This is a genomic window from Algoriphagus boseongensis (assembly GCF_004362805.1).
Lineage (GTDB): Bacteria > Bacteroidota > Bacteroidia > Cytophagales > Cyclobacteriaceae > Algoriphagus > Algoriphagus boseongensis.
This window is the reverse complement of the sequence record NZ_SNYF01000009.1, coordinates 1-19,146: the sequence shown is the minus strand read 5'-3', so window position 1 is coordinate 19,146 and position 19,146 is coordinate 1. Positions and strand designations below refer to the sequence as shown.

Annotated in this window: 17 protein-coding genes; 10 read left to right on the top strand and 7 right to left on the bottom strand. The window is 42.4% G+C overall.

All coding sequences use genetic code 11. From position 1 onward, the window contains the following. Window positions 1-7 precede the first annotated feature (7 nt). Together DFQ04_RS15725 and DFQ04_RS15720 are read left to right on the top strand one after the other, a co-directional pair. Complete coding sequence (locus DFQ04_RS15725; protein WP_133557620.1) at window positions 8-556, top strand: hypothetical protein; 549 nt, start codon at window positions 8-10, stop codon at window positions 554-556. Between the two features lie 253 nt (window positions 557-809). Further along, window positions 810-1,997, top strand: coding sequence for a cytochrome-c peroxidase (locus DFQ04_RS15720; protein WP_133557618.1), 1,188 nt, complete (start codon window positions 810-812; stop codon window positions 1,995-1,997). Window positions 1,998-2,035: 38 nt separating this feature from the next. Here DFQ04_RS15720 and xerD read toward each other — a convergent pair whose 3' ends face one another. Next, entirely contained in the window at window positions 2,036-2,935 is a 900-nt protein-coding gene (gene xerD / locus DFQ04_RS15715; RefSeq protein ID WP_133557616.1) for a site-specific tyrosine recombinase XerD, read from the bottom strand. A gap of 90 nt (window positions 2,936-3,025) precedes the next feature. On the opposite strand from xerD, the gene DFQ04_RS15710 reads away from it, so the two are divergent. The 3 genes from DFQ04_RS15710 to DFQ04_RS15700 all read left to right on the top strand — a co-directional run bounded on the left by DFQ04_RS15710 (window position 3,026) and on the right by DFQ04_RS15700 (window position 4,677). Further along, window positions 3,026-3,508 (top strand): RNA polymerase sigma factor, encoded by a 483-nt coding sequence (locus DFQ04_RS15710; protein WP_133557614.1) that lies wholly within the window; start codon window positions 3,026-3,028, stop codon window positions 3,506-3,508. A 74-nt stretch (window positions 3,509-3,582) separates the two neighbouring features. Then, window positions 3,583-3,903 (top strand): hypothetical protein, encoded by a 321-nt coding sequence (locus DFQ04_RS15705; RefSeq protein ID WP_133557612.1) that lies wholly within the window; start codon window positions 3,583-3,585, stop codon window positions 3,901-3,903. A 30-nt stretch (window positions 3,904-3,933) separates the two neighbouring features. Then, window positions 3,934-4,677, top strand: a complete 744-nt coding sequence (locus DFQ04_RS15700; RefSeq protein WP_133557610.1) for a Spy/CpxP family protein refolding chaperone — start codon at window positions 3,934-3,936, stop codon at window positions 4,675-4,677. A 48-nt stretch (window positions 4,678-4,725) separates the two neighbouring features. Here DFQ04_RS15700 and DFQ04_RS15695 read toward each other — a convergent pair whose 3' ends face one another. From DFQ04_RS15695 to DFQ04_RS15685, 3 genes are all read right to left on the bottom strand, one after another. Continuing rightward, window positions 4,726-5,070 carry a hypothetical protein gene (locus DFQ04_RS15695; protein ID WP_133557608.1) on the bottom strand — a complete coding sequence of 115 codons (345 nt, stop codon included), beginning with the start codon at window positions 5,068-5,070 and terminating at the stop codon, window positions 4,726-4,728. Next, window positions 5,043-5,258, bottom strand: a complete 216-nt coding sequence (locus DFQ04_RS15690; RefSeq protein WP_133557606.1) for a hypothetical protein — start codon at window positions 5,256-5,258, stop codon at window positions 5,043-5,045. The genes DFQ04_RS15695 and DFQ04_RS15690 overlap by 28 nt, the downstream gene beginning before the upstream one ends. Before the next feature lie 186 nt (window positions 5,259-5,444). Then, window positions 5,445-7,127, bottom strand: a complete 1,683-nt coding sequence (locus tag DFQ04_RS15685; RefSeq protein WP_133557604.1) for a DUF885 family protein — start codon at window positions 7,125-7,127, stop codon at window positions 5,445-5,447. A 193-nt stretch (window positions 7,128-7,320) separates the two neighbouring features. Here DFQ04_RS15685 and DFQ04_RS15680 point away from each other — a divergent pair, with 193 nt between their 5' ends. Further along, on the top strand, window positions 7,321-7,719 hold the full coding sequence (locus tag DFQ04_RS15680) for a GxxExxY protein (protein WP_133557602.1): 399 nt from the start codon (window positions 7,321-7,323) through the stop codon (window positions 7,717-7,719). A gap of 81 nt (window positions 7,720-7,800) precedes the next feature. Here the strand turns inward: DFQ04_RS15680 and DFQ04_RS15675 are convergent, their stop codons facing one another. After that, window positions 7,801-9,066, bottom strand: a complete 1,266-nt coding sequence (locus tag DFQ04_RS15675) for a VOC family protein (RefSeq protein WP_133557600.1) — start codon at window positions 9,064-9,066, stop codon at window positions 7,801-7,803. 211 nt (window positions 9,067-9,277) lie between these two features. Here DFQ04_RS15675 and DFQ04_RS15670 point away from each other — a divergent pair, with 211 nt between their 5' ends. From DFQ04_RS15670 to DFQ04_RS15660, 3 genes are all read left to right on the top strand, one after another. Further along, window positions 9,278-10,165 carry an ABC transporter ATP-binding protein gene (locus tag DFQ04_RS15670; RefSeq protein WP_133557598.1) on the top strand — a complete coding sequence of 296 codons (888 nt, stop codon included), beginning with the start codon at window positions 9,278-9,280 and terminating at the stop codon, window positions 10,163-10,165. Between the two features lie 8 nt (window positions 10,166-10,173). Further along, entirely contained in the window at window positions 10,174-13,818 is a 3,645-nt protein-coding gene (locus DFQ04_RS15665) for an ABC transporter permease/M1 family aminopeptidase (RefSeq protein WP_133557596.1), read from the top strand. A gap of 87 nt (window positions 13,819-13,905) precedes the next feature. Then, the gene (locus DFQ04_RS15660; RefSeq protein ID WP_133557594.1) at window positions 13,906-15,333 is read left to right on the top strand and encodes a M20 family peptidase; all 1,428 of its coding nucleotides are present in this window, start codon (window positions 13,906-13,908) and stop codon (window positions 15,331-15,333) included. Window positions 15,334-15,367: 34 nt separating this feature from the next. Here DFQ04_RS15660 and DFQ04_RS15655 read toward each other — a convergent pair whose 3' ends face one another. Both DFQ04_RS15655 and DFQ04_RS15650 read right to left on the bottom strand, forming a co-directional pair. Further along, window positions 15,368-15,661 (bottom strand): hypothetical protein, encoded by a 294-nt coding sequence (locus tag DFQ04_RS15655; RefSeq protein WP_133557592.1) that lies wholly within the window; start codon window positions 15,659-15,661, stop codon window positions 15,368-15,370. A gap of 60 nt (window positions 15,662-15,721) precedes the next feature. Further along, the gene (locus DFQ04_RS15650) at window positions 15,722-17,656 is read right to left on the bottom strand and encodes a tetratricopeptide repeat-containing sensor histidine kinase (RefSeq protein ID WP_133557590.1); all 1,935 of its coding nucleotides are present in this window, start codon (window positions 17,654-17,656) and stop codon (window positions 15,722-15,724) included. A gap of 221 nt (window positions 17,657-17,877) precedes the next feature. Between DFQ04_RS15650 and DFQ04_RS15645 the strand changes: the two genes are divergently transcribed. Then, on the top strand, window positions 17,878-19,017 hold the full coding sequence (locus DFQ04_RS15645; RefSeq protein WP_133557970.1) for an acyl-CoA dehydrogenase family protein: 1,140 nt from the start codon (window positions 17,878-17,880) through the stop codon (window positions 19,015-19,017). Window positions 19,018-19,146: the final 129 nt, after the last annotated feature.

Here is a 19,146-nt window from a genome sequence, read left to right as displayed (position 1 = left end):
TCCGTTAGTGTTTAGCAATAAAAAAAACACAATGCTAAAAAGATTGGTCTTAGGTTTACTGATAATACTACCAAGATTGGGAATATCTCAATGTGACCTATCATTCTTGCCAGAAGAAATAATTGCGGATTCTACGATTTTTGTTGAAGGAAAAAATTATAAGGGTTACATCTTTCCAGTTGATTATCACGGATTCATTTTAGATAAAAGCTCAAATTCTGTTTGGCTAACTAAAAGTCAAATTAAAGATATTGAAGAAATTTTTATCGAACAGCATAATGATGTTCTAAAAAATGACCAACGAGTTTCAAGAGAACTCAAATACAAGAATGATGTAGAAAAACAATATAGAAATTATTACCGTCAGTATCTAGGTTTTAAATGTGAGAATGGAGATTTGTGCGCCAAAATATTATTATTAAATAGGTCAGGAAAAGGGAGAAAATATTCTGAATGTTTCGATAAAGTTATGGTAATGGGTCATGGAGAATTCTATGAAAAAAATCAAAGATTGTTTATAGTCAATATTTCAAAATCGAAATTAATTCTGCCTTGAAAAATGCCGAAACGCTAACATCACCTTGGAAGACAGCGGGCGGTGCCGAGTAACTATGAAAATCAATGTCTTTAAGAAGTTAGGAGTAGGCTGGAAGAAAACAGCTCCGAAAGCCCGCCGTCTCCAAGCTGAATCCCGTTAGCCCCCACTTTCTAAAATAAAGTTAATTCCGCCTCTCATTTTTTCCCTCCATTAAACCTTTGCTCCTTTCCTAAGTCCTACCAGCAATTCACCCATAAACCCACTCAACAGGATGGAACGATTGATCAAACTAGGACTTGTTGGAATTCTTTTTTTTGTCATTTCCTGTACTCAGGATTTAGATCTTCAGCCCGAGCCAGAGGCTGAGGTTTCCCCTCTAGATCTACCCGAGACGCCCTATTCCTATACCAACCTGGTTATCCCAACCCATTTGCGCACGAATACCTTGATTGGTCCTGGGCAAAATGCTGCTACGGATAATGACAATACCCCTACTTCCAATCCGACCACCGATGCGGGTGCGACCTTGGGGAGGGTCTTGTTTTATGACAAATCCCTCAGTGCTAACGGTACGATTTCTTGTGCATCCTGCCACAAGCAGGAAAAGGGATTTTCGGATGATCTGGTGCTTAGTCAGGGCTTTGCAGGAGGAAAAACACGACGCCACTCCATGTCCCTGATCAATGCCCGCTGGTATGATCGGGGAAGATTTTTCTGGGATGAACGAGCGGCCACTTTAGAAGCACAAGTCCTGATGCCTTTCCAGGATCCTGTGGAAATGGGAATGACTTTGGAGGGCTTGGTCGCCAAAGTTCAGGCTCAATCTTACTACCCTGAACTATTTCAAAAAGCTTTTGGAAGTACTTCCATCACTTCGGATAAGATCGCCAAAGCTTTGGCCCAGTTTGTCCGCAGCATAGTCAGCGTCACCAGCAAATACGATATCGGCCGACAGGCAGTGAATATCCCCACAGCCAATTTTCCGAATTTTACGGTAAGTGAAAACAATGGAAAGCAGCTCTTTTTCCTTCCTCCCAATTTAGGTGGTGGAGGCTGTATAGGTTGCCATTCTACAGAGGCCTTTATCAATCCCGATCGAGGTGCCACCAACAACGGATTGGATGCTGCCTCTACAACAGATCAAGGAGTTTTTGAGGCTATTCCAAATCCGGCTTTTTTGGGAACTTTCAAAGTCCCTTCTTTGAAGAGCGTGGAATTGACCGCTCCCTACATGCATGATGGACGGTTTGCTACTTTGGAAGAGGTGGTAGAGCACTACAATAGTGGAGTGAAAAATCATCCCAACCTCAACAATGCCCTCAAAGGACCCAATGGTCAGCCTCAACAATTGAATTGGACTGCCCAGCAAAAAGCAGATGTGGTGAATTTCCTAAAAACCTTGACGGATCAGACTTTGGTGACGGACGTGCGATTTAGCAATCCTTTTAAGGACAAATAAATCTTTCCTAAGCTATCTCGAGATCCTTTCCTGAAATCCTACCCCTTTCTTGGGTGAAACTCCGTGAGCACTTGCCGGAGGTAATCCCGATCCAAGTGGGTATAGATCTCTGTGGTGGTAATGCTTTCGTGTCCCAGCATTTCTTGCACGGCTCGCAGATCCGCTCCTCCTTCGATCAAATGGGTAGCAAAGGAATGCCGGAAGGTATGCGGACTGATGTTTTTTTTAATCCCAGCCTGCTCTGCGGTCTTTTTAATGATCAGAAAAATCATGACCCGGGTGAGCTTCTGTCCCCGACGATTGAGAAACACATATTCCTCATGCCCTTTAGCTGGAGTCTGATGCACTCGGACTTCCTCTTGGTAGATTTTCAAATACTTCAGGGCGTCCTTTCCTATCGGAACCAGCCTTTCTTTATTTCCTTTTCCAACTACCCGAAGAAATCCCACATCCGCAAACACCTGGCTTTTCTTCAGCTCGACCAGCTCGCTGACCCGGAGCCCTGAGCTGTAGAGCATTTCCAGCATGGCCCGGTTGCGATGACCTTCGGGTTCACCCAAAGGAATAGCCTCCAGTAGCTGTTCTATTTCTAAAAAACTCAGCGTATCCGGGAGTTTTCTGCCAATCTTGGGTGCTTCCAGTAGCTGGGCAGGATCTTCTTTGATTCTATCCTCATACATCAAAAAGCGATAAAAAGCCTTGATCCCAGAGATGATCCGGGCTTGAGTATAGGCCGAAATTTCCAACTTGGCCAAAGCATTGACAAAGCGGCGAAGATGCTCCAATTCCAAGTCTAAGGCGCTTTTCCCTGGAAATTCTTTTTCCGCATACCCAGCCAACTTCTCTACATCTGCCGTATACGCATCAATAGAGTTTTCGCTCAAGGAGCGTTCCAGCTTGAGGTAATGACGGAATTGACGAATGAGCTGTGGCCACATGGGTAGAAATTTAGAGTTTAAAGTTAGGAGTTAAATTTTTTTTGAAAGCTTGTCATATAAATTCCTGCTTTAGCTGATAAACCAGTATAAATGAACCGAAGCCAACTAGAAACATTACTCAGACAGCACCACAGAGAAGCCTATTTATGGGCACGCCAATGCTGTGGGTTTGATGGGGAGTTGGCCAAGGATGTGATTCAGCAAGTATATCTAAAAATCCTGGAAGGAAAAGCGAAGCTAAAAATGGAAGCCCATCCCAAAACCTGGCTTTTTTCAGTCATCCGATTTACAGCGATGGATGAGCTGAGAAAATTGGGAAAATGGGAAAGCTTGGACTCGGAGAGGGAAATCTGGGAGGAGATCGAAACCCCTCCTGATGATTACGAAGGGCTGATCCGGCAACTCCCCAAAATGCAGCAGGAAGTTTTGTTGATGGTTTTTTACCACGACATGACCTTGGAGCAAAGTGCGGAAGTATTGCAGCTGCATATCGGAACCATCCGAACCCACTACGACCGGGGTAAAAAGAAACTGAAAGAATGGATTGAGAGGCAAAAAGCCTTTGAGGTTTGAAAAACAGCAAAGGTTTAAATAAGATCTAGTACTTACTATATCATCTGTGCACATCTGTGCTATCTGTGAGACCTATGAAAATTGATAAAGACCCAGAATTAAAAGCATTCTTCCAAGAGATCCGCAAGCAGGACGAGCAATTGCTGATTCCGCCATTTCCGGAGTTGGAGAAAAAAAGCCACATCCAATGGTGGATTCCAATGGGAATAGCAGCATCCTTGGCGCTGGGGGCTTTTTTCTTCACCTCCGAAGAAAAGCAAGAACAACCTAGTCCAGAGGTGCTGATCATCACCTTGGAAGAGGGGCCTGACCAAGAATTGCAGTTTCATATTCAGGAAACAACCGAAATGGACATCTGGGAGTCTCCAACGGCTTCGCTCCTGACTGAATTTTAACTAAACCAACTATTTCAAAACTTTAATCTCATGAAAAAAATATTCCTTATTCTGACCTTATTTCTAGTAGGAGGAATAGTCAAAGCACAGAGTGCATACACCTATGTGCAAGCTCCTGCTAAAGCTTCTTCAGATATGTTTCAAAGCAATTTGTATTCTGCTGACCGAATCATGGAAATGCGAGAAAAGCTTAATCTAACTGAAACCCAAGCCAGTAAAATCAAAAAAATCCATGCCGATAATGCCGGCCAGTTTTCTACCCTGAAATGGGATTTGGATGAGGAGAATGCAAAGCTAAAAAAGCTTTTGGGTGAGGATAAAATTGACGCAGCGGCAGTTTCCAAGCAATTGGACATGGTTCTAAATCTTGAAAATCAATTGAAGAAAAAACAGCTGAGCACTTTAGTAGCAATAAAAAATGAGTTGACTCCTGAGCAGGTAAAAACCTTGTCTAAATCACAAACCTATGTCATCAGAGGAACAGGAAGTACCGCCCCTTTGAAAATTGTAGACGGGGTGCCGATGGCCTCTTCAGTTAATGGAACTATCAGTACTTCTCCAAAAGTGGCCGTGAGTGTAAATGGAAATGGAGAGCAACCGCTTTACTTTTTGGAAACCAAGAGCGGAATGAAGAAGGTGCTTTCCTTCGAGCAGATTGACCCGAAAGACATCGAAAGTGTCTCTGTACTGAAGGGGGAACAAGCCTTAGAAAAGTATGGCGCTGATGGAAAAAATGGAGTAGTGGTCATCAAGCTGAAAAACATGCCGGAATAACTCAAACCTATTCACATGAAAAAAGGAAGGCGATTTGGCCTTCCTTTATTAATTGGATTTGATTTTCGAGGGATCTTTAAGTGTATGAAAGAAATCGGTGACATATACCTTTTTTTCCAATTCATCGATATAAAACAAAATTTTCAATTCAAATTTTTGGCTTGCCTGATAAAGTAAGAAGCGAAATTCTTTAGGATCGTCAATTAAGGAGGCTTCTCTAGTACTTCGATATGGAAAAAACTCTAGAGAATCAACTTTTTCAAACAACTCCTCCTCGATTTCAAGAACACGCTTGGCGGTAAAATTATCTAGGAGGTAAGGAAAAATCTCGTCTTTAAATCTTAAAATACTTGACCTGGTCAAGATTACTTTAAACCTCTCTCTTTCAGCCATTTTTCATTCATTTGTTTAAACTCTTCCAATGAATGTACTCTTCCAGCTTTGATGTCCTCAATGGATTCATCTGCCCTTCTTTGCATTTCCTCCCGGATCAATAGCTCCTCAATCCGCTCCAAAGAAGATTTGCTATCGATTTTCATGACCCTTTGGATGATGGTCAGCTTAAGTTTTTCAGCGTTCATGGCAAATGAATTAAAATTGGAAATTAACCCAATTTACGTTTTTTCCCGGATTTGGGGTTTGGTAAATAATAGATCAACTAGCAAAAGTTCATGCTGGGAAACACAAAAAGGAAGGCTGAATAACCTTCCTTCTTTTGAATCTGCGAATATCTATTTCCTTTTCTGTGAAAATCAGCGGGAAATAATTCAATCCAAAAACTTCCAACTGGCTTTGTGATTTTTATCCAATGGTTTTCCTGTCACTTTTGCTCTCAGGATTTCAATCGGCATTGCGTTTTGGGTCATAATCAAATCGTGGAATTCTTTCTCTGGCATTTTTCCTGATTCTACCATTTCTTTCCTCAGAGAATATATTTCCAAGGCTCCGATCATGTAGGCAATCTGATACAAGGGACCATAATTTCCTTCAAATGATCTTCGCACTTCAGCCTCTGCATTGGCCCTCTCATGACCCACTTTATCTACCAGCAAATCGATGCATTGCTGAGGAGTCATTTTGCCAAGGTGGTAATTCAAGGAGAAAATAATTCGGGCACAGCGGTGCATTCTCCAGAAAAGCATCCCGACCTTATCCTTAGCATCCCTTGGGAAATTCCGGTCCCAAAGCACAAACTCCCAATACAGCGCCCATCCTTCTGTCCAAAACGGAGTGCCAAACATCCTGCGATGAGTCATATGGCGCTGATTCATAAACTGCTGCAAGTGGTGTCCAGGGATCAATTCATGCTGGACAGTAGCTCTGGAAAAGTGGGGATTATTCCCTCGCATGGACATCATTTTGTCATCATGGCTCATTTCGGAAGTGGGATAAGCAATCTGAATTACCTCTCCTCCGAGGAAGAAAGGACTCACCCGCTGCCTTTCCGCAGAGATCATGGTCGTTCTCCAGGTCTCTTTAGCCAAAGGAGGAATGGTAATCCAATCATTCTTCTCCATCAAATCAATTGCTTCCTCTCCTAATCGAACAACTTCAGCCGGCCATGCTCCTGCTGGAAAATAGGTTTCCTTGACCATCTCCAAGGCCGCTTTCCAATCGTTCCCAAAACCTAATTCATTCGATGCCTTGAGCATCTCTTTTTCGCACCAGGCAAATTGCCTTTCTGCCTCAGCGATCAATTCCTCTGGAGAATAGGCGATCATTTCAAATCCCAACTGCTTCTCCAAAGCTTCCCTGCCAATAGGCTTACCTATGATGCCACTTCCATCATCTTTGACTGAATTCGTGTAATGCTCCCGCAGTGCTTTCGCATAAGCCTTCATGCTGGCATCCAGTTTCTTCCAAGGCTCTGGCATCCACCAAGTAAATTCCGGGTCAAAATCAAAATAGAAATCATAGGCTTCCTTGACCACTCGATTTAAGCTTTCGACAGCCTGAGCTGCCAGATCCGCCTTTTGCCAGGAATCATATTTGGCATTTGAAGGCAAAGATTTCAACTGGGCATCCACGGCTTTGGCTACCTGATTCCAGCTAGCGGCTAATTCCTGTGAACTTGGCTGCTTTGCTCTTCTCCTGGCGACCACAAATTCTTCCAGGGGTTTGCCAAAAGCAACTACAGATTTGACTTCAGAAAATGCTCTTTGATCCAAATCCAATACTGCCAATTCCTCCTCCAGGTAATTCCTGAAAAGGACATAATCGATCTTTCCGTCTTCGGATAAGGCTGCGTAATTCTGGGCTTGAAGAGTTTTCAGGTAATCCTGATTAAAACTGGCCATCCGGGAAAAATACTCCTCCGAAAGTCTGTTGGTGTACAATCTTGATAGCGCTCCCCTATCCGCTTGGTAGGTAGTAATCAAATTGACCAATTCGGTCGCCCAAGTGCAAAAGGAAGTAGCTAGAAAGAAAACAAAGAGTATGATTTTTTTCATAAATGAATTTATTGAGAGGGAAAATTGGAAATTTCAATTTACCACATTGACTCAAAGGTCTTTAACCATCCAAAAAAAACTTTATCTGATTTTCTAAAAAGAGACCTGCACAACCTTTGAATTTTTTCTAATACCACATAGAAACATAGAAAGTGAAAAGCCTTAAATTAGAGTTTTAGGTTTAATCTTTTTTATGAAAGCTTCAAGAGCGGAAATTGACAATTTATCCTTCCGGATTTTGGGTGCAGCTATTGAGGTTCATCGGCAAATAGGACCTGGCTTATTGGAGAGCGTTTACCAAAAATGTCTAGCAATTGAGTTTTTCGAGAGAGAAATTTCTTTTAAACAAGAGTTGGAAATTCCAATTGTGTACAAGGGGCATACTGTTGAAGGGATGTTTAAGTGTGATTTTTTTATAGAAGACTTAGTGGTAGTCGAACTTAAAGCTGTTTCTGAGATCTTGCCAGTTCATCAAGCACAAGTGATAAACTACATGAATCTTCTTCGTGCTCCAAAGGGAATTCTTCTGAATTTCAATGTAACCAACCTTTTCAAACAGGGTCAAAAAACCTTTGTCAACAAATACTATTGACTCGAGGAAAAATAGAAATAATTAGGAAGGTGGGTTCAAATGAACCAATTCTATGTTTCTATGTGGTTTAAAACCTATTTACTAAAAAGTAAAAATATATCCTCCTGCATCCCTAAACGTTCTAGCCTGGCGCAATGAATCGGTTGAATTGGCTTTGAGGTAATTTTCCCAAGGACCGGGATTTTCTAAATCCAAACCGATTTTGACTAGCTTCTCGGGAGAATAGGTATTCATTCCTCTTAACCCATCCACCAATCCAATAAAGCCATTTTCCGAAGCTTTATAAATTTTTGCCCAGCCCTGATCAGCACTTTTGGTGAGTCCCATACTTTCCTGAATAAAATTTTCAGCAGAAAGCATATCCTGGTAGTACAACCAAACTACGGTTGCCTTGAAGGAAAATTCCTTACCTAAGGAAGTTGCAGTAGGACTTAAATTTTGCAATTCTGAAATGAGAATTTCATTCTCCGGATGCTGATAAAATGCTTCAAACTCTAACAAATACCCCTCAGGATCAACTGCCACAAACCCATCATGCGGACCCCCTGGCTTGACTTTTAAAGGATACTTGATCGTCACATTTTGCTCCAACAAGTGCTGATACCATCCCTGCAAGTGATCCGAAAGTAAAGCAAGGGCTACAGATTTGGGCTCTGATCCGGAAAATCCAGAACCTTTCAAGGCATGAAGGACCAAGTAAGAATCCCCCGCTAATTGAAAAGTTGCAGAAGAATCTGTTTCGGAAGCAATATTCAAACCCAACTTTTCAGAATAGAAATTTTTGGCTTTTGGAAAATCCCGATAATACCAATGCACCGAACTTCCCTGAATTCCAAAATCCTCCACATCCCGAAAAGCTGAATTTTCTCCTAAAAGGTCATTCATATGATCAGTAGGATAGCCCAGCAATCTTCCCAGTCTTCGGCTTAGTGAGCGACGGATATCTTTAGTATATGTTTGGGATGAAATCAATCCTTCCACTTCCTCCTTCCAACTCTGATAGGCTAAGAGTGAATTGGAATTACCCAAAATGTAGAATTGCTTTTCTTGTGTAGCCGTAAGTGGGAAAAGATCAGTTTCTGGAAAATCCGTTTCCAGCAGAATTTCCAATCCATACTTCCCTGCAATTCGCTCTGCTTCTGCCTTAAAAAGCGAAGCTTCAGCTTCGGTCATTGCCGGACCAAATGCGATGGGTTTTACTCCAGCCTGAACCATTTCAGCAAAAGATTCGAGTTGACCGGATTCCTTGAGGAACTCTCTTTTTTGACAAGAAAAAGCCAGAAGACTGGCCAAAATCAATAGATAAGATAATCTTCTAGAAATATGGATTAAGTGAATGACTCGCATGGAGGGACTTTTGGTTTTCGCTTTCTAGTTAAAAAAAATATCTCTGCCCTGAGTCACCAATCACGGAAAATCTGCATCTAAAGGTTAAGAAAGCTCAATTATCCCAGAATCATACAAAGCCTTTCAAACCAAATACTTAACTTAAAAGACAAACATTTTCTTCAAAGCTAATTTTTGGAGACCTCAATTTTAAACCACTATCCCAGTTTCTATGGAATTAATTATTTCAAACTTAACCAAGACTTACCCAAATGGTGTAAGAGCTTTAAACAACATTTCCCTCACCATCCCTCAGGGGATGTTTGGCCTTTTGGGACCCAATGGTGCAGGAAAATCCACCTTAATGAGGACTATTGCCACCCTTCAGGATGCTGATCTCGGAAGCATCACTTTGGATGGGATCGATGTCTTAAAGGATAAACAATCCGTAAGAGAACGGCTAGGTTACCTTCCTCAGGATTTTGGGCTTTATCCCAGAATAAGTGCCGAAACTATGCTGGATCATATCGCCCAGATGAAAGGAATAGGAAATAAAGCTGAGCGAAAGGACCTCGTAGAAGCCCTGCTTAATCGGGTGAATCTTTACAAAGACCGCAAAAAAGGATTGGGTACTTATTCCGGCGGTATGCGTCAGCGTTTTGGAATTGCACAGGCCTTAGTGGGAAATCCTTCCCTAATCATAGTTGATGAACCCACGGCAGGTCTCGATCCTTCGGAAAGAAACCGATTCTACAATCTGCTTTCAGAAATCGGAGAAAATACCATCGTAATCCTATCCACTCACATCGTGGAAGATGTGAATACTCTTTGCTCCAACATGGCCATTATCTGCATGGGAGAAGTGCTCATGCAAGGAAAACCAAAAGATGGACTGGCCATGGTTCAGGGAAAAATCTACCAAAAAGCAATCGACAAAGGGGATTTGGATCAATACAGAAAAGATTACCACGTGATCTCCACCAAATTGATCTCAGGAAAATTAAGTCTTCGCGTAGAAAGTGAAGAGGCTTTGGATAATGGTTTTGAGGCAGTTCCTGCTGATCTAGAAGACGTCTACTTCAGTTTCATTTCCAAGAAAGTTGATCCTATCACCATATAAGCAGGCTTATGTTTAAGGATATCTTTCTATTCGAACTAAAATACCGGTTTGGACGGCCGGCGACCTGGATTTACTTCCTGATGTTGACCATTGTCCCTATGCTGCTAATTGGTTTCGGAAACACACCGGCTTCCGAAAAAGTCTTTCATAACGCTCCAATCGTCATCGCGGAATTGCTGCTTCTGATTTCCATTTTTGGGATTTTGATTGCGTCGGCGGTTATGGGTGTGCCGCTTTATCGGGATTTAGAGCATAAGACAGGAACATTCCTTTTCAGCTACCCTATCACGAAATTTGACTATTTCATGGGAAGGTTTTGGGGATCGTTCGTCACCCTTCTCTTTATTTCTTTGGGAGCATTGCTGGGTATTTTTCTGGGTAGTCTTTTCGGCCCTAGCTTTGGCACAGAAGCTGAGCGCTACGGTCCCAACTTATTGATCAATTATTTCCAACCTTGGTTTACCCTTCTTCTTCCAAATCTCTGGTTGGCGGGAACCTTGTTTTTTGCCCTCATCGTCTTCACCAGAAATATCCGGTCCATTTATTCAGGTGGAATTGTAGTCTTCATATTTTACCTGCTGGCCAATTTCCTTGCTCAGGATATTGAAAACAAGGATTTGGTTCAGTTGATAGATCCGTTTGGATTAAATTCATTTAGCCTTCAAACCCGATATCTCACTCCTTACGAGCAAAACAGCTTTTTCCTTCCTCTTGAAGGAAACTTGCTGCTGAACCGGTTGCTTTGGTCTGGATTGGGATTGGTGTTTTTTGTAGCTGCTTATTTCCGATTTAGCTTCAGTTATTTCTTTCAGACTTCTCAAAAGAAAAGCAAGGCCGGCAAAGAAGCTGAACCAGGATACATTCAGAAAAAGATTTCGGCTGTTTCGGATTTTTCCAAAAACTATCAATGGAACAGTCTCAAAACTCTCACAAGGATTGAGGTTCAAAATGTTTCTAAAGACGTCTATTTCCGCTCAATTCTTTTAGGTGGATTGATCTTTTTGGTTTTGGACTTTTGGATAGGAATGACGCTTTATAGCGTTCCCAATTTTCCATCCACTTCCTTTTTGATGGAGTACAAATCCTTTGACTACAACCTGTTCGTCTTCATCATCATCGTGTTCTTTACCGGAGAAGCCCTCCACAGAGACAAAGCCACTGGGTATTCTGTCATCAATGATACTTTCCCGGTAAAGGACTCAGTCGTGATTTCTTCCAAGTTTTTGGGAATGGCTTTTATCTGCTTGGTTTTGACTACTGTTCCTATCGTAGTGGGAATCATTATCCAAACCCTGAAAGGCTACTTCGATTACGATTTGAAAGTCTATTTGATTGACAGCTATTTGATTTCCCTGCCAGATTATCTCCAGATGGTTATGCTGGTATTTGCGGTTCATTTGGTAGTCAATAATAAGTTTGCAGGACATGCAGCTGCGATTGGAATTTGGCTGGTGATGATCATCCTGAGGGATTTTGCGGATTACAATTTCAACCTCTTCTTCTTCAGCTATAAGCCTGGCTATACCTGGAGTGACATGAACGGACTGGGGCACTTTGGCAAACCTCTTTTCTGGTTTAATCTATACTGGACAGCGTGGGGAATATTTCTGGTTTTGTTTTTCAGCATCTTCTTTTCAAGAGGAACAGAAGATTCTTGGAAAAGCCGTTGGCAATCTGCCAAATCCAGACTTGGGACCTCAGCTCCAAAGCTTTCCTACCTATTTCTTCTGATTGCCTTGGCATCTGGGGCATACATTTACCAAACCGTGGTCTATGAAAATGGATACATGACTCCGGAGGAAATGACCAAGCGATCAGTGGCCTATGAGAAACAGTTGAAAAAATACGAGGGAATTCCTCAGCCTAAATACACCAAAGTGAATATTCAGGCTGATCTCTACCCTATGGAGCGAGATGCGTATTTCGTGGCTCAAGTCGAATTGGTAAACAAGACAGATTCCCCAATTGACTCTATCCATTTCAACTCCGTTTCTTTGGATGATTTCAAAGTAGTCCTCAACGGGGATACGCTGAAGCATCGCTTTCCCTTGACTTATGAACCTAGAAAATTCCAGGTTTTCGGAAAAAACCCAGAAAGGGAATGGTATAAAATAACGGCTCTTCCCCAAACCATGCAGCCGGGAGACACCTTGAATCTGACCATAATTAGCAAGGCCTTGAATACGGGATTCCCAAATTCAGGCTTTGGCAGAGAGCTGGTTTACAATGGTTCATTCTTTAGTGGGGGAATTCCGAATATCGGATATGATGCGGGAATTGAGATTTCTTCGGATGAGGACAGAAGGAAATATGAGCTTCCAGAAAAACCGGAGGATTTACCGCCGCATCATGATCCAAAGGGTGAACGAACGCTGCTTTTCGCAGATGATGCGGATTTCATTCAGTTTGAAGCTGTGGTAAGCACGATTCCTTCCCAAATCGCAGTCGCTCCCGGATATCTTCAAAAGGAGTGGGAAGAAAACGGAAGAAGGTATTTCCATTACATTCAAGACACGCCGATTCAGTCATTTTTCACTTTTGTATCAGCAGAATATGAGGTTTTGAGAGATGAAGCTGTCCTTCCTGATGGGCAAAAAATAAATATCGAGATCTACCACGACGCCAAGCATCCTTACAATCTGGATCGCTTCTTAGAATCTTATAAAGATGGTTTGACTTATTTCTCAGAGACTTACGGCAATTTCCAATTTAGGCAGATGCGCCTTTTGGAATTTCCGAGATATGCCGGATTTGCGCAATCTTTCCCGAACACCGTTCCGTTCTCTGAGAGTTTCGGTTGGGTCGCAAACTTCTCCGATCCAAACGCCTTCGATTATGTCTACTATGTGACAGCGCATGAGCTGGCTCACCAGTGGTGGGGACATCAAATCACTCCGAATAATACACGGGGATCCAATTTGATTTCAGAAGCATTGGCTGAATTTTCTGCCTTGATACTCTCTGAGAGAAAGTACGGAAAAGACAACATGAAGCGCTTCCTGGAGGACGAATTGGATGACTACCTAAGAGGAAGATCCAACGAAAGCAAAAAGGAAAACACCTTCATCAATTGCAATCGCCCATACCAATGGTACAATAAAGGAAGTTTGATCTTGTATGGACTCCGAGACCTGATCGGGGAAGAGGCGATGGACTCTGCTCTTTATGCATTCAATCAGGAATTTGGACTAAAGCAATTCCCTCCATTCCCAGGCAGCTATGATTTATTCAGGCATTTGGATCAAGTGACCCCAGATAGCCTGAAATATTACCTGGACGACACCTGGAATAAAATCACCTTGTATGATAACCGTGCAGAATCTGTTACCGCCAAAAAAATCTCAGATGGGGAATATGAACTTACCCTAAACATACTTTCTCAAAAACTCTATGCCGATGAAACAGGCAAAGAAGAAAATGCGAGCTATGATGGAGATTACATAGACATTGGAGTTTTTGCAGCAGAGGACAAAGATGAAAACGGAAGAACCCGAACCAATCCGCTTTATGTCCAGAAATACAAAATCAAACCCGGGCAATCCACCATCACAATCAAAGTGAAAGGTGAGCCGGTGAAAGCAGGAATTGATCCTTACAACAAGCTGATCGACAGGATTCCTGATGACAATACCAAGGATGTAGAAATATCCTAAAATGAAAGGTCCAAGCTGAATGTTTGGACCTTTTGCTTAAATTCCTTTTTTGTAAAATCAAAACAATAAAATTCACAACCACCTTCCATGAAAAAAATCCTTCTCTGGCTGATGCTTTTACTTCTTGCAGCAGTAGCCTTTATCCTATTCAACACCTTCCGAATGAGCTCCAAACAAGTGGAAGGTGAGCCTGTGGAAAAAGTCGCCATTTCAGATCAGGTTTTTGAAAACCTATCCAAGGCAATCCAATTCAAAACCATTTCATTCAATGAGGATACTCCCCCTGACTCAACCGAATTTTTTGGATTTCATCGATTTTTGGAACAAACTTTCCCGCTGATCCACTCCAAACTCAAGCTGGAAAAAATCAATACGTATAGTCTGCTCTATACCTGGGAAGGTTCTGATCCTTCTATGAAACCTATCATTCTTATGTCCCATCAGGATGTGGTCCCTGTAGATGAACCAACAATCAACCAATGGGAAGCTCCACCTTTTGAGGGTCGAATCACGGACACCCACATCATCGGAAGAGGTACCATGGACGACAAAGGAACGCTGATAGGCCTATTGGAGTCGGTGGAAAAACTGCTTTCAGAAGGATTTCAACCCTCGCGTACCATCTACATTGCCTCGGGACATGACGAGGAAGTTGGAGGTCCAAGAGGAGCTGGCAAAATTGCTGAACTACTAAAAGAAAGAGGAATCAAGGCTGCCATGACCATGGATGAGGGAGGATTTATCGCTGAAGGACTAGTGCCCGGAATAGAATCTCCTGTGGCGATGATCAATCTGGGGGAAAAAGGATTTGCTTCCTTCCGACTTATTGTCAAAACGAATGGAGGACATAGCTCTGCTCCACCCAAGGAAAATACCATTGGAATCTTGGCTAAGGCCATCGTAGATCTGGAAAACAATCAGCTTCCTTACAAAATGATCGACCCGATTCCCCAACAATTAGAATATCTAGGACCTGAGATGCCATTTTTCACAAGGATGGTTTTTGCCAATCCTTGGCTATTTAAAAAGCAGATTTTGGAGGGATTCAATGTTCACACGACAACAGCCCCTACGATAATCGATGGCGGGGTAAAAAACAACGTAATTCCTACCGTAGCAGAAGCCACGATCAATTTCAGAATCCTTCCTGGAGAAACCATTGAATCTACTCAAGCTCATATTGAAAGTATCGTTTCCGACAAGGTCCAAGTGGAACCTGTTGGCTTCTTAACCAATCCTCCTCCTGTATCAAGTGCTGATGCAGAGCCCTATAAAGTCTTGGAAAAAACCATGCGGAGCCTTCATCCTGAGACTGTAGTAGTGCCAGGCTTAGTGGGAGGCGCTACGGATTCTCGGTATTTTTATCCTGTATCCGAACAGGTATATCGCTTCCACCCGATGCGCTTAGATTCTACTTCCATGCAGCGCTTCCATGGCATTGATGAGAAACTCGGTAAAGAAAACTACAAGGAGATCATCCAGTTTTGCTACCAAATGATCAAGAATTTTAATTAAGCTGAACCTATCCAAAACGAAAGGGATCCTAGAATTAGGGTCCCTTTTTTTTGTCTTTTCCCATCAGTTCCAAAAGGATTTTAATCAAGCCTAATTTTTCCTCGGTTTCAGCCTTTATCCTATGGAATTGCTGGTCTCCTAGAAAAAGGGCTTTGGATCGATCAAGTTCTTGCTGAACCAAATTTTCCAACTGGGTAATCCTTTGAAAATGAATCCGCTTGGTGCTTAAATACTCCTTAAAAAGGATAAAATGAAAAAATACGAACAGGCCAAGCGTCAGGGTCGCCAATACCAAAAGCCCAACTGATTCTGTCAAAAAACCCAGCATTATCTCAAAATTCTTCGAAAGCTAAGTTTTGACTACTCGAATTGCTATACGTCAAAAGTCCTATTCTCCATCCCAAACTAATAGGATCACGGTACCATTCCCGGGATTAGAAGAAATTTCCAAAACTCCCCCCAATTCCTCTGCTCGCTTTCGCATGTTGTATAGTCCATTCCCGGGGGTAATTTCAGATTCTTCGAATCCTTTTCCATTATCCTGAATAGAAACTTGGTACTCTACATTTTCCCTATTGACCTCCACTTTTATAGAACTTGCTTCAGCATATTTGACTGCATTTTGAACCGCCTCTTGGATAATTCTCAGCACCTGAATACTTTCTGCGGAACCAAGCGTTGAGTCTTTCTGGATCGAATCGGCCAAGGAAAACTCGAATTGAATTCCTGGCGAAGACTGTCTAGCTTTTTGTAAATAATCCTGAACTCTTCCCGCCAAGGATTCCCAAGTCACCTGACCGCTGTTCATGGCCCAGATGGTATCCCGGAGTTCAGTGATGGTTTGCTTGGTGAAGCTGGCAATGGAATCGTAGCGCTGGTTCAGCTGCTCCTTGACTGGCTCAAAAAACTTCAGGTTTTCGATCGCAGAAATTATAAAAGTCAACTGGGCTCCGATATTGTCATGAAGGTCTCTGGAGATGAGCAGTCGCTGCTCCTGGAGTTTGTTTTGAGTTTCCAATTGGGCCAAAACAGCCTTCAATTCTGCCTCCTGTTTAAGCTGCTGATTCTTCAGCTTTTGCTGACGGTATAGTAAATAGCCCAAAATCCCCAGTGCTAAAGCTAAAATCAAACTCCCGTAAAGCTGGAGGTTTTTATTCCGGATGGCTAATTGCTGCTCGGCAATTTCCCGATCTTTTTTCTCGGTTTCGTACTTGGTTTGGATTTCATTGGTCAACTCCTCAACCTGTTCTTCAGTCAGCTTATTTCGATAATCGATGTATAAATCTGTATAATATTGAGCGCTATCGGGCATGTTAAGTGCTGCAAAGACCGGCACCAATCGAAGTTGAATGGCAGATACTTCCTCCTTTGCCTCCAGATCCTCCAAAACTTTGATGGCACTCAAGTAGGAAGTTCGGGCTTTGGAATATTCCTTTTTCAAGGAATAGGAGTTCCCCAAAGCATACTCCATCATGGCCTGATCGTAAAGTGAGTTAACCTTTTTGGCAATTTTTATCCCTGCATTTGCGGCCTCAATTGCTTGATCAGGACGATCAGCGGCATTGAAAAGGGAAGCCAGATTGAGGTATGTGACAGAAACCACCAAGGAATCTCCCGCCTTAAATCCATTTTCCAGGGCTTTATTGAGGTACTCTTCACTCTTGGAGTAATCTTTGGTGGCCTTATAAATATTGCCCATGTTATTATATACCAAGGCCAAATCGTAAATCAATTGATTTTCCTCACGATACTTGGCAACTTCTTCATAGAGCTTGAGGGCGGTTGGGAAATTTCGCATATCCTCATGAAGCACTGCAAGATTATTTTTTAGAAAATTGATATATCTGTCGTTTCCTGTCCGCTCGTAATAATCCAAGGCCTCCACATAGTAACTCATTGCGGAATCGGTCTGATACAATCGCTGATGAACTGAGGCTAAATTACTTTTGGAACCTGCAATTCCGGCAGAATCCGCTATTTCAGTTCGAATCAGCAATGATTTCTTGTAGGCATTTTTTGCTTCCGCAAATTGTCCCTTTTGGTTGTAAGCATTTCCCAGATCACTCCAGGCTTGTCCAATGGCCTTTTTGTCTCCCACTTTCTCTGTCAGAGCAAGTGATTCTTTACCATAAGCCAAGGCTGAATCCAAATTAACCATAGCCCAGTACCAGGTCAATTCGGAATAAATTCCTACCCTCTCTTGGTCGGTTTTTGCCTGCTTTAGTTGTGTTTTTAAGCTGTCCAAAACATAAGTTGGACTTTGAGCAAAGGAGGAAATGGCGACTATAATGACAAACAAAAACGTAAATCCTGCTGATCTCATTTATTATGCTGATTAAAATCAAAACCTTTCTAAAATAAGGAATAATGGGTCTTTACCCGTTTTTTAAATAAAAAAAGAATTTTCTGTTGGATTCGTAGAATCAAAAGCTTGAGTTCTTAGAAATTTTCAAAATTTTCATCGGATTTGGCCTATTTGGTACTGCCAAACCTAATTCTCATCTTAAGGTTTATAATCTAGAATAAACCCAAATATTACTCATGATGGATTTTTCATCGAATGAAAACCAGCGAATGATCGCTCAAATGATCCGGGATTTCGGAGCAAAAGAAATCACCCCCTTCAGAAAAGAATGGGACGATCAGAGCTATTTCCCTTTACCTGTATTTAAAAAACTCGGCGAATTAGGCCTGATGGGCGTTTTGGTTCCTACCGAATACGGAGGATCTGGTTTTGGCTATTTTGAATATGTGACTGCAATACTCGAACTGGCCAAGCTTGACCCCTCAGTGGGACTATCCATGGCAGCCCATAATTCCCTGTGCACCGGTCATATTTTGATGTTTGGCAATGCCGAGCAAAAGCAAAAATACCTACCCAAACTAGCTACCTGCGAATGGCTTGGAGCCTGGGGCTTGACTGAGCCGAATACAGGTTCCGATGCTGGAAATATGCGTACCGTCGCCAAAAAAGAGGGTGACTATTACGTACTCAATGGAGCCAAGAACTTTATCACGCATGGCTACTCAGGAGATGTGGCGGTGGTAATCGCCCGAACTGGAGAAGTAGGAGATAGTCATGGAATGACCGCTTTTATTGTAGAAAAAGGCACTCCGGGATTCAAGGGAGGCAGAAAAGAGGACAAACTTGGCATGCGAGCCTCAGAAACTGCCGAGATGATTTTTGAGGATTGCAAAGTCCACGAAAGCCAAGTCTTGGGCGAAGTGGGTGAAGGTTTTATCCAGTCCATGAAGATATTGGACGGAGGTAGGATTTCCATTGCAGCCTTATCCTTAGGCATTGCAGAGGGAGCTTTAGAAGCTTCTATCCAATACTCCAAGGAGCGTCACCAATTCAACAAGCCTATTTCCAGCTTCCAGGGAATCTCCTTCAAACTGGCAGACATGGCCACCCAAATTGAGGCGGCAAAACTATTGACTTTCAAAGCTGCTGACCTGAAAAACAGGGGAGAAAAAGTTACGCTTGCCGGAGCCCAGGCAAAGCTTTATGCATCTGAAGTAGCGGTTTCTGTATCCAATGAGGCGGTACAGATCTTTGGAGGATATGGATTTACCAAAGATTACCCAGTGGAAAAATATTACCGAGATTCTAAGCTTTGCACCATTGGTGAAGGAACCTCCGAGATCCAGAAGTTGGTGATTTCGAGGGAAGTGTTGAAATAAACAGATGGCAGTGGACAGTATGCAGTTGGCAAGATGTAAAGGTCTAAAATAGATTGACCGTTTTTGAGAGTTACACAACTTTCAAGACATGGAAAATCAACATCAATCGCATCAACCAGTCCGTCATTT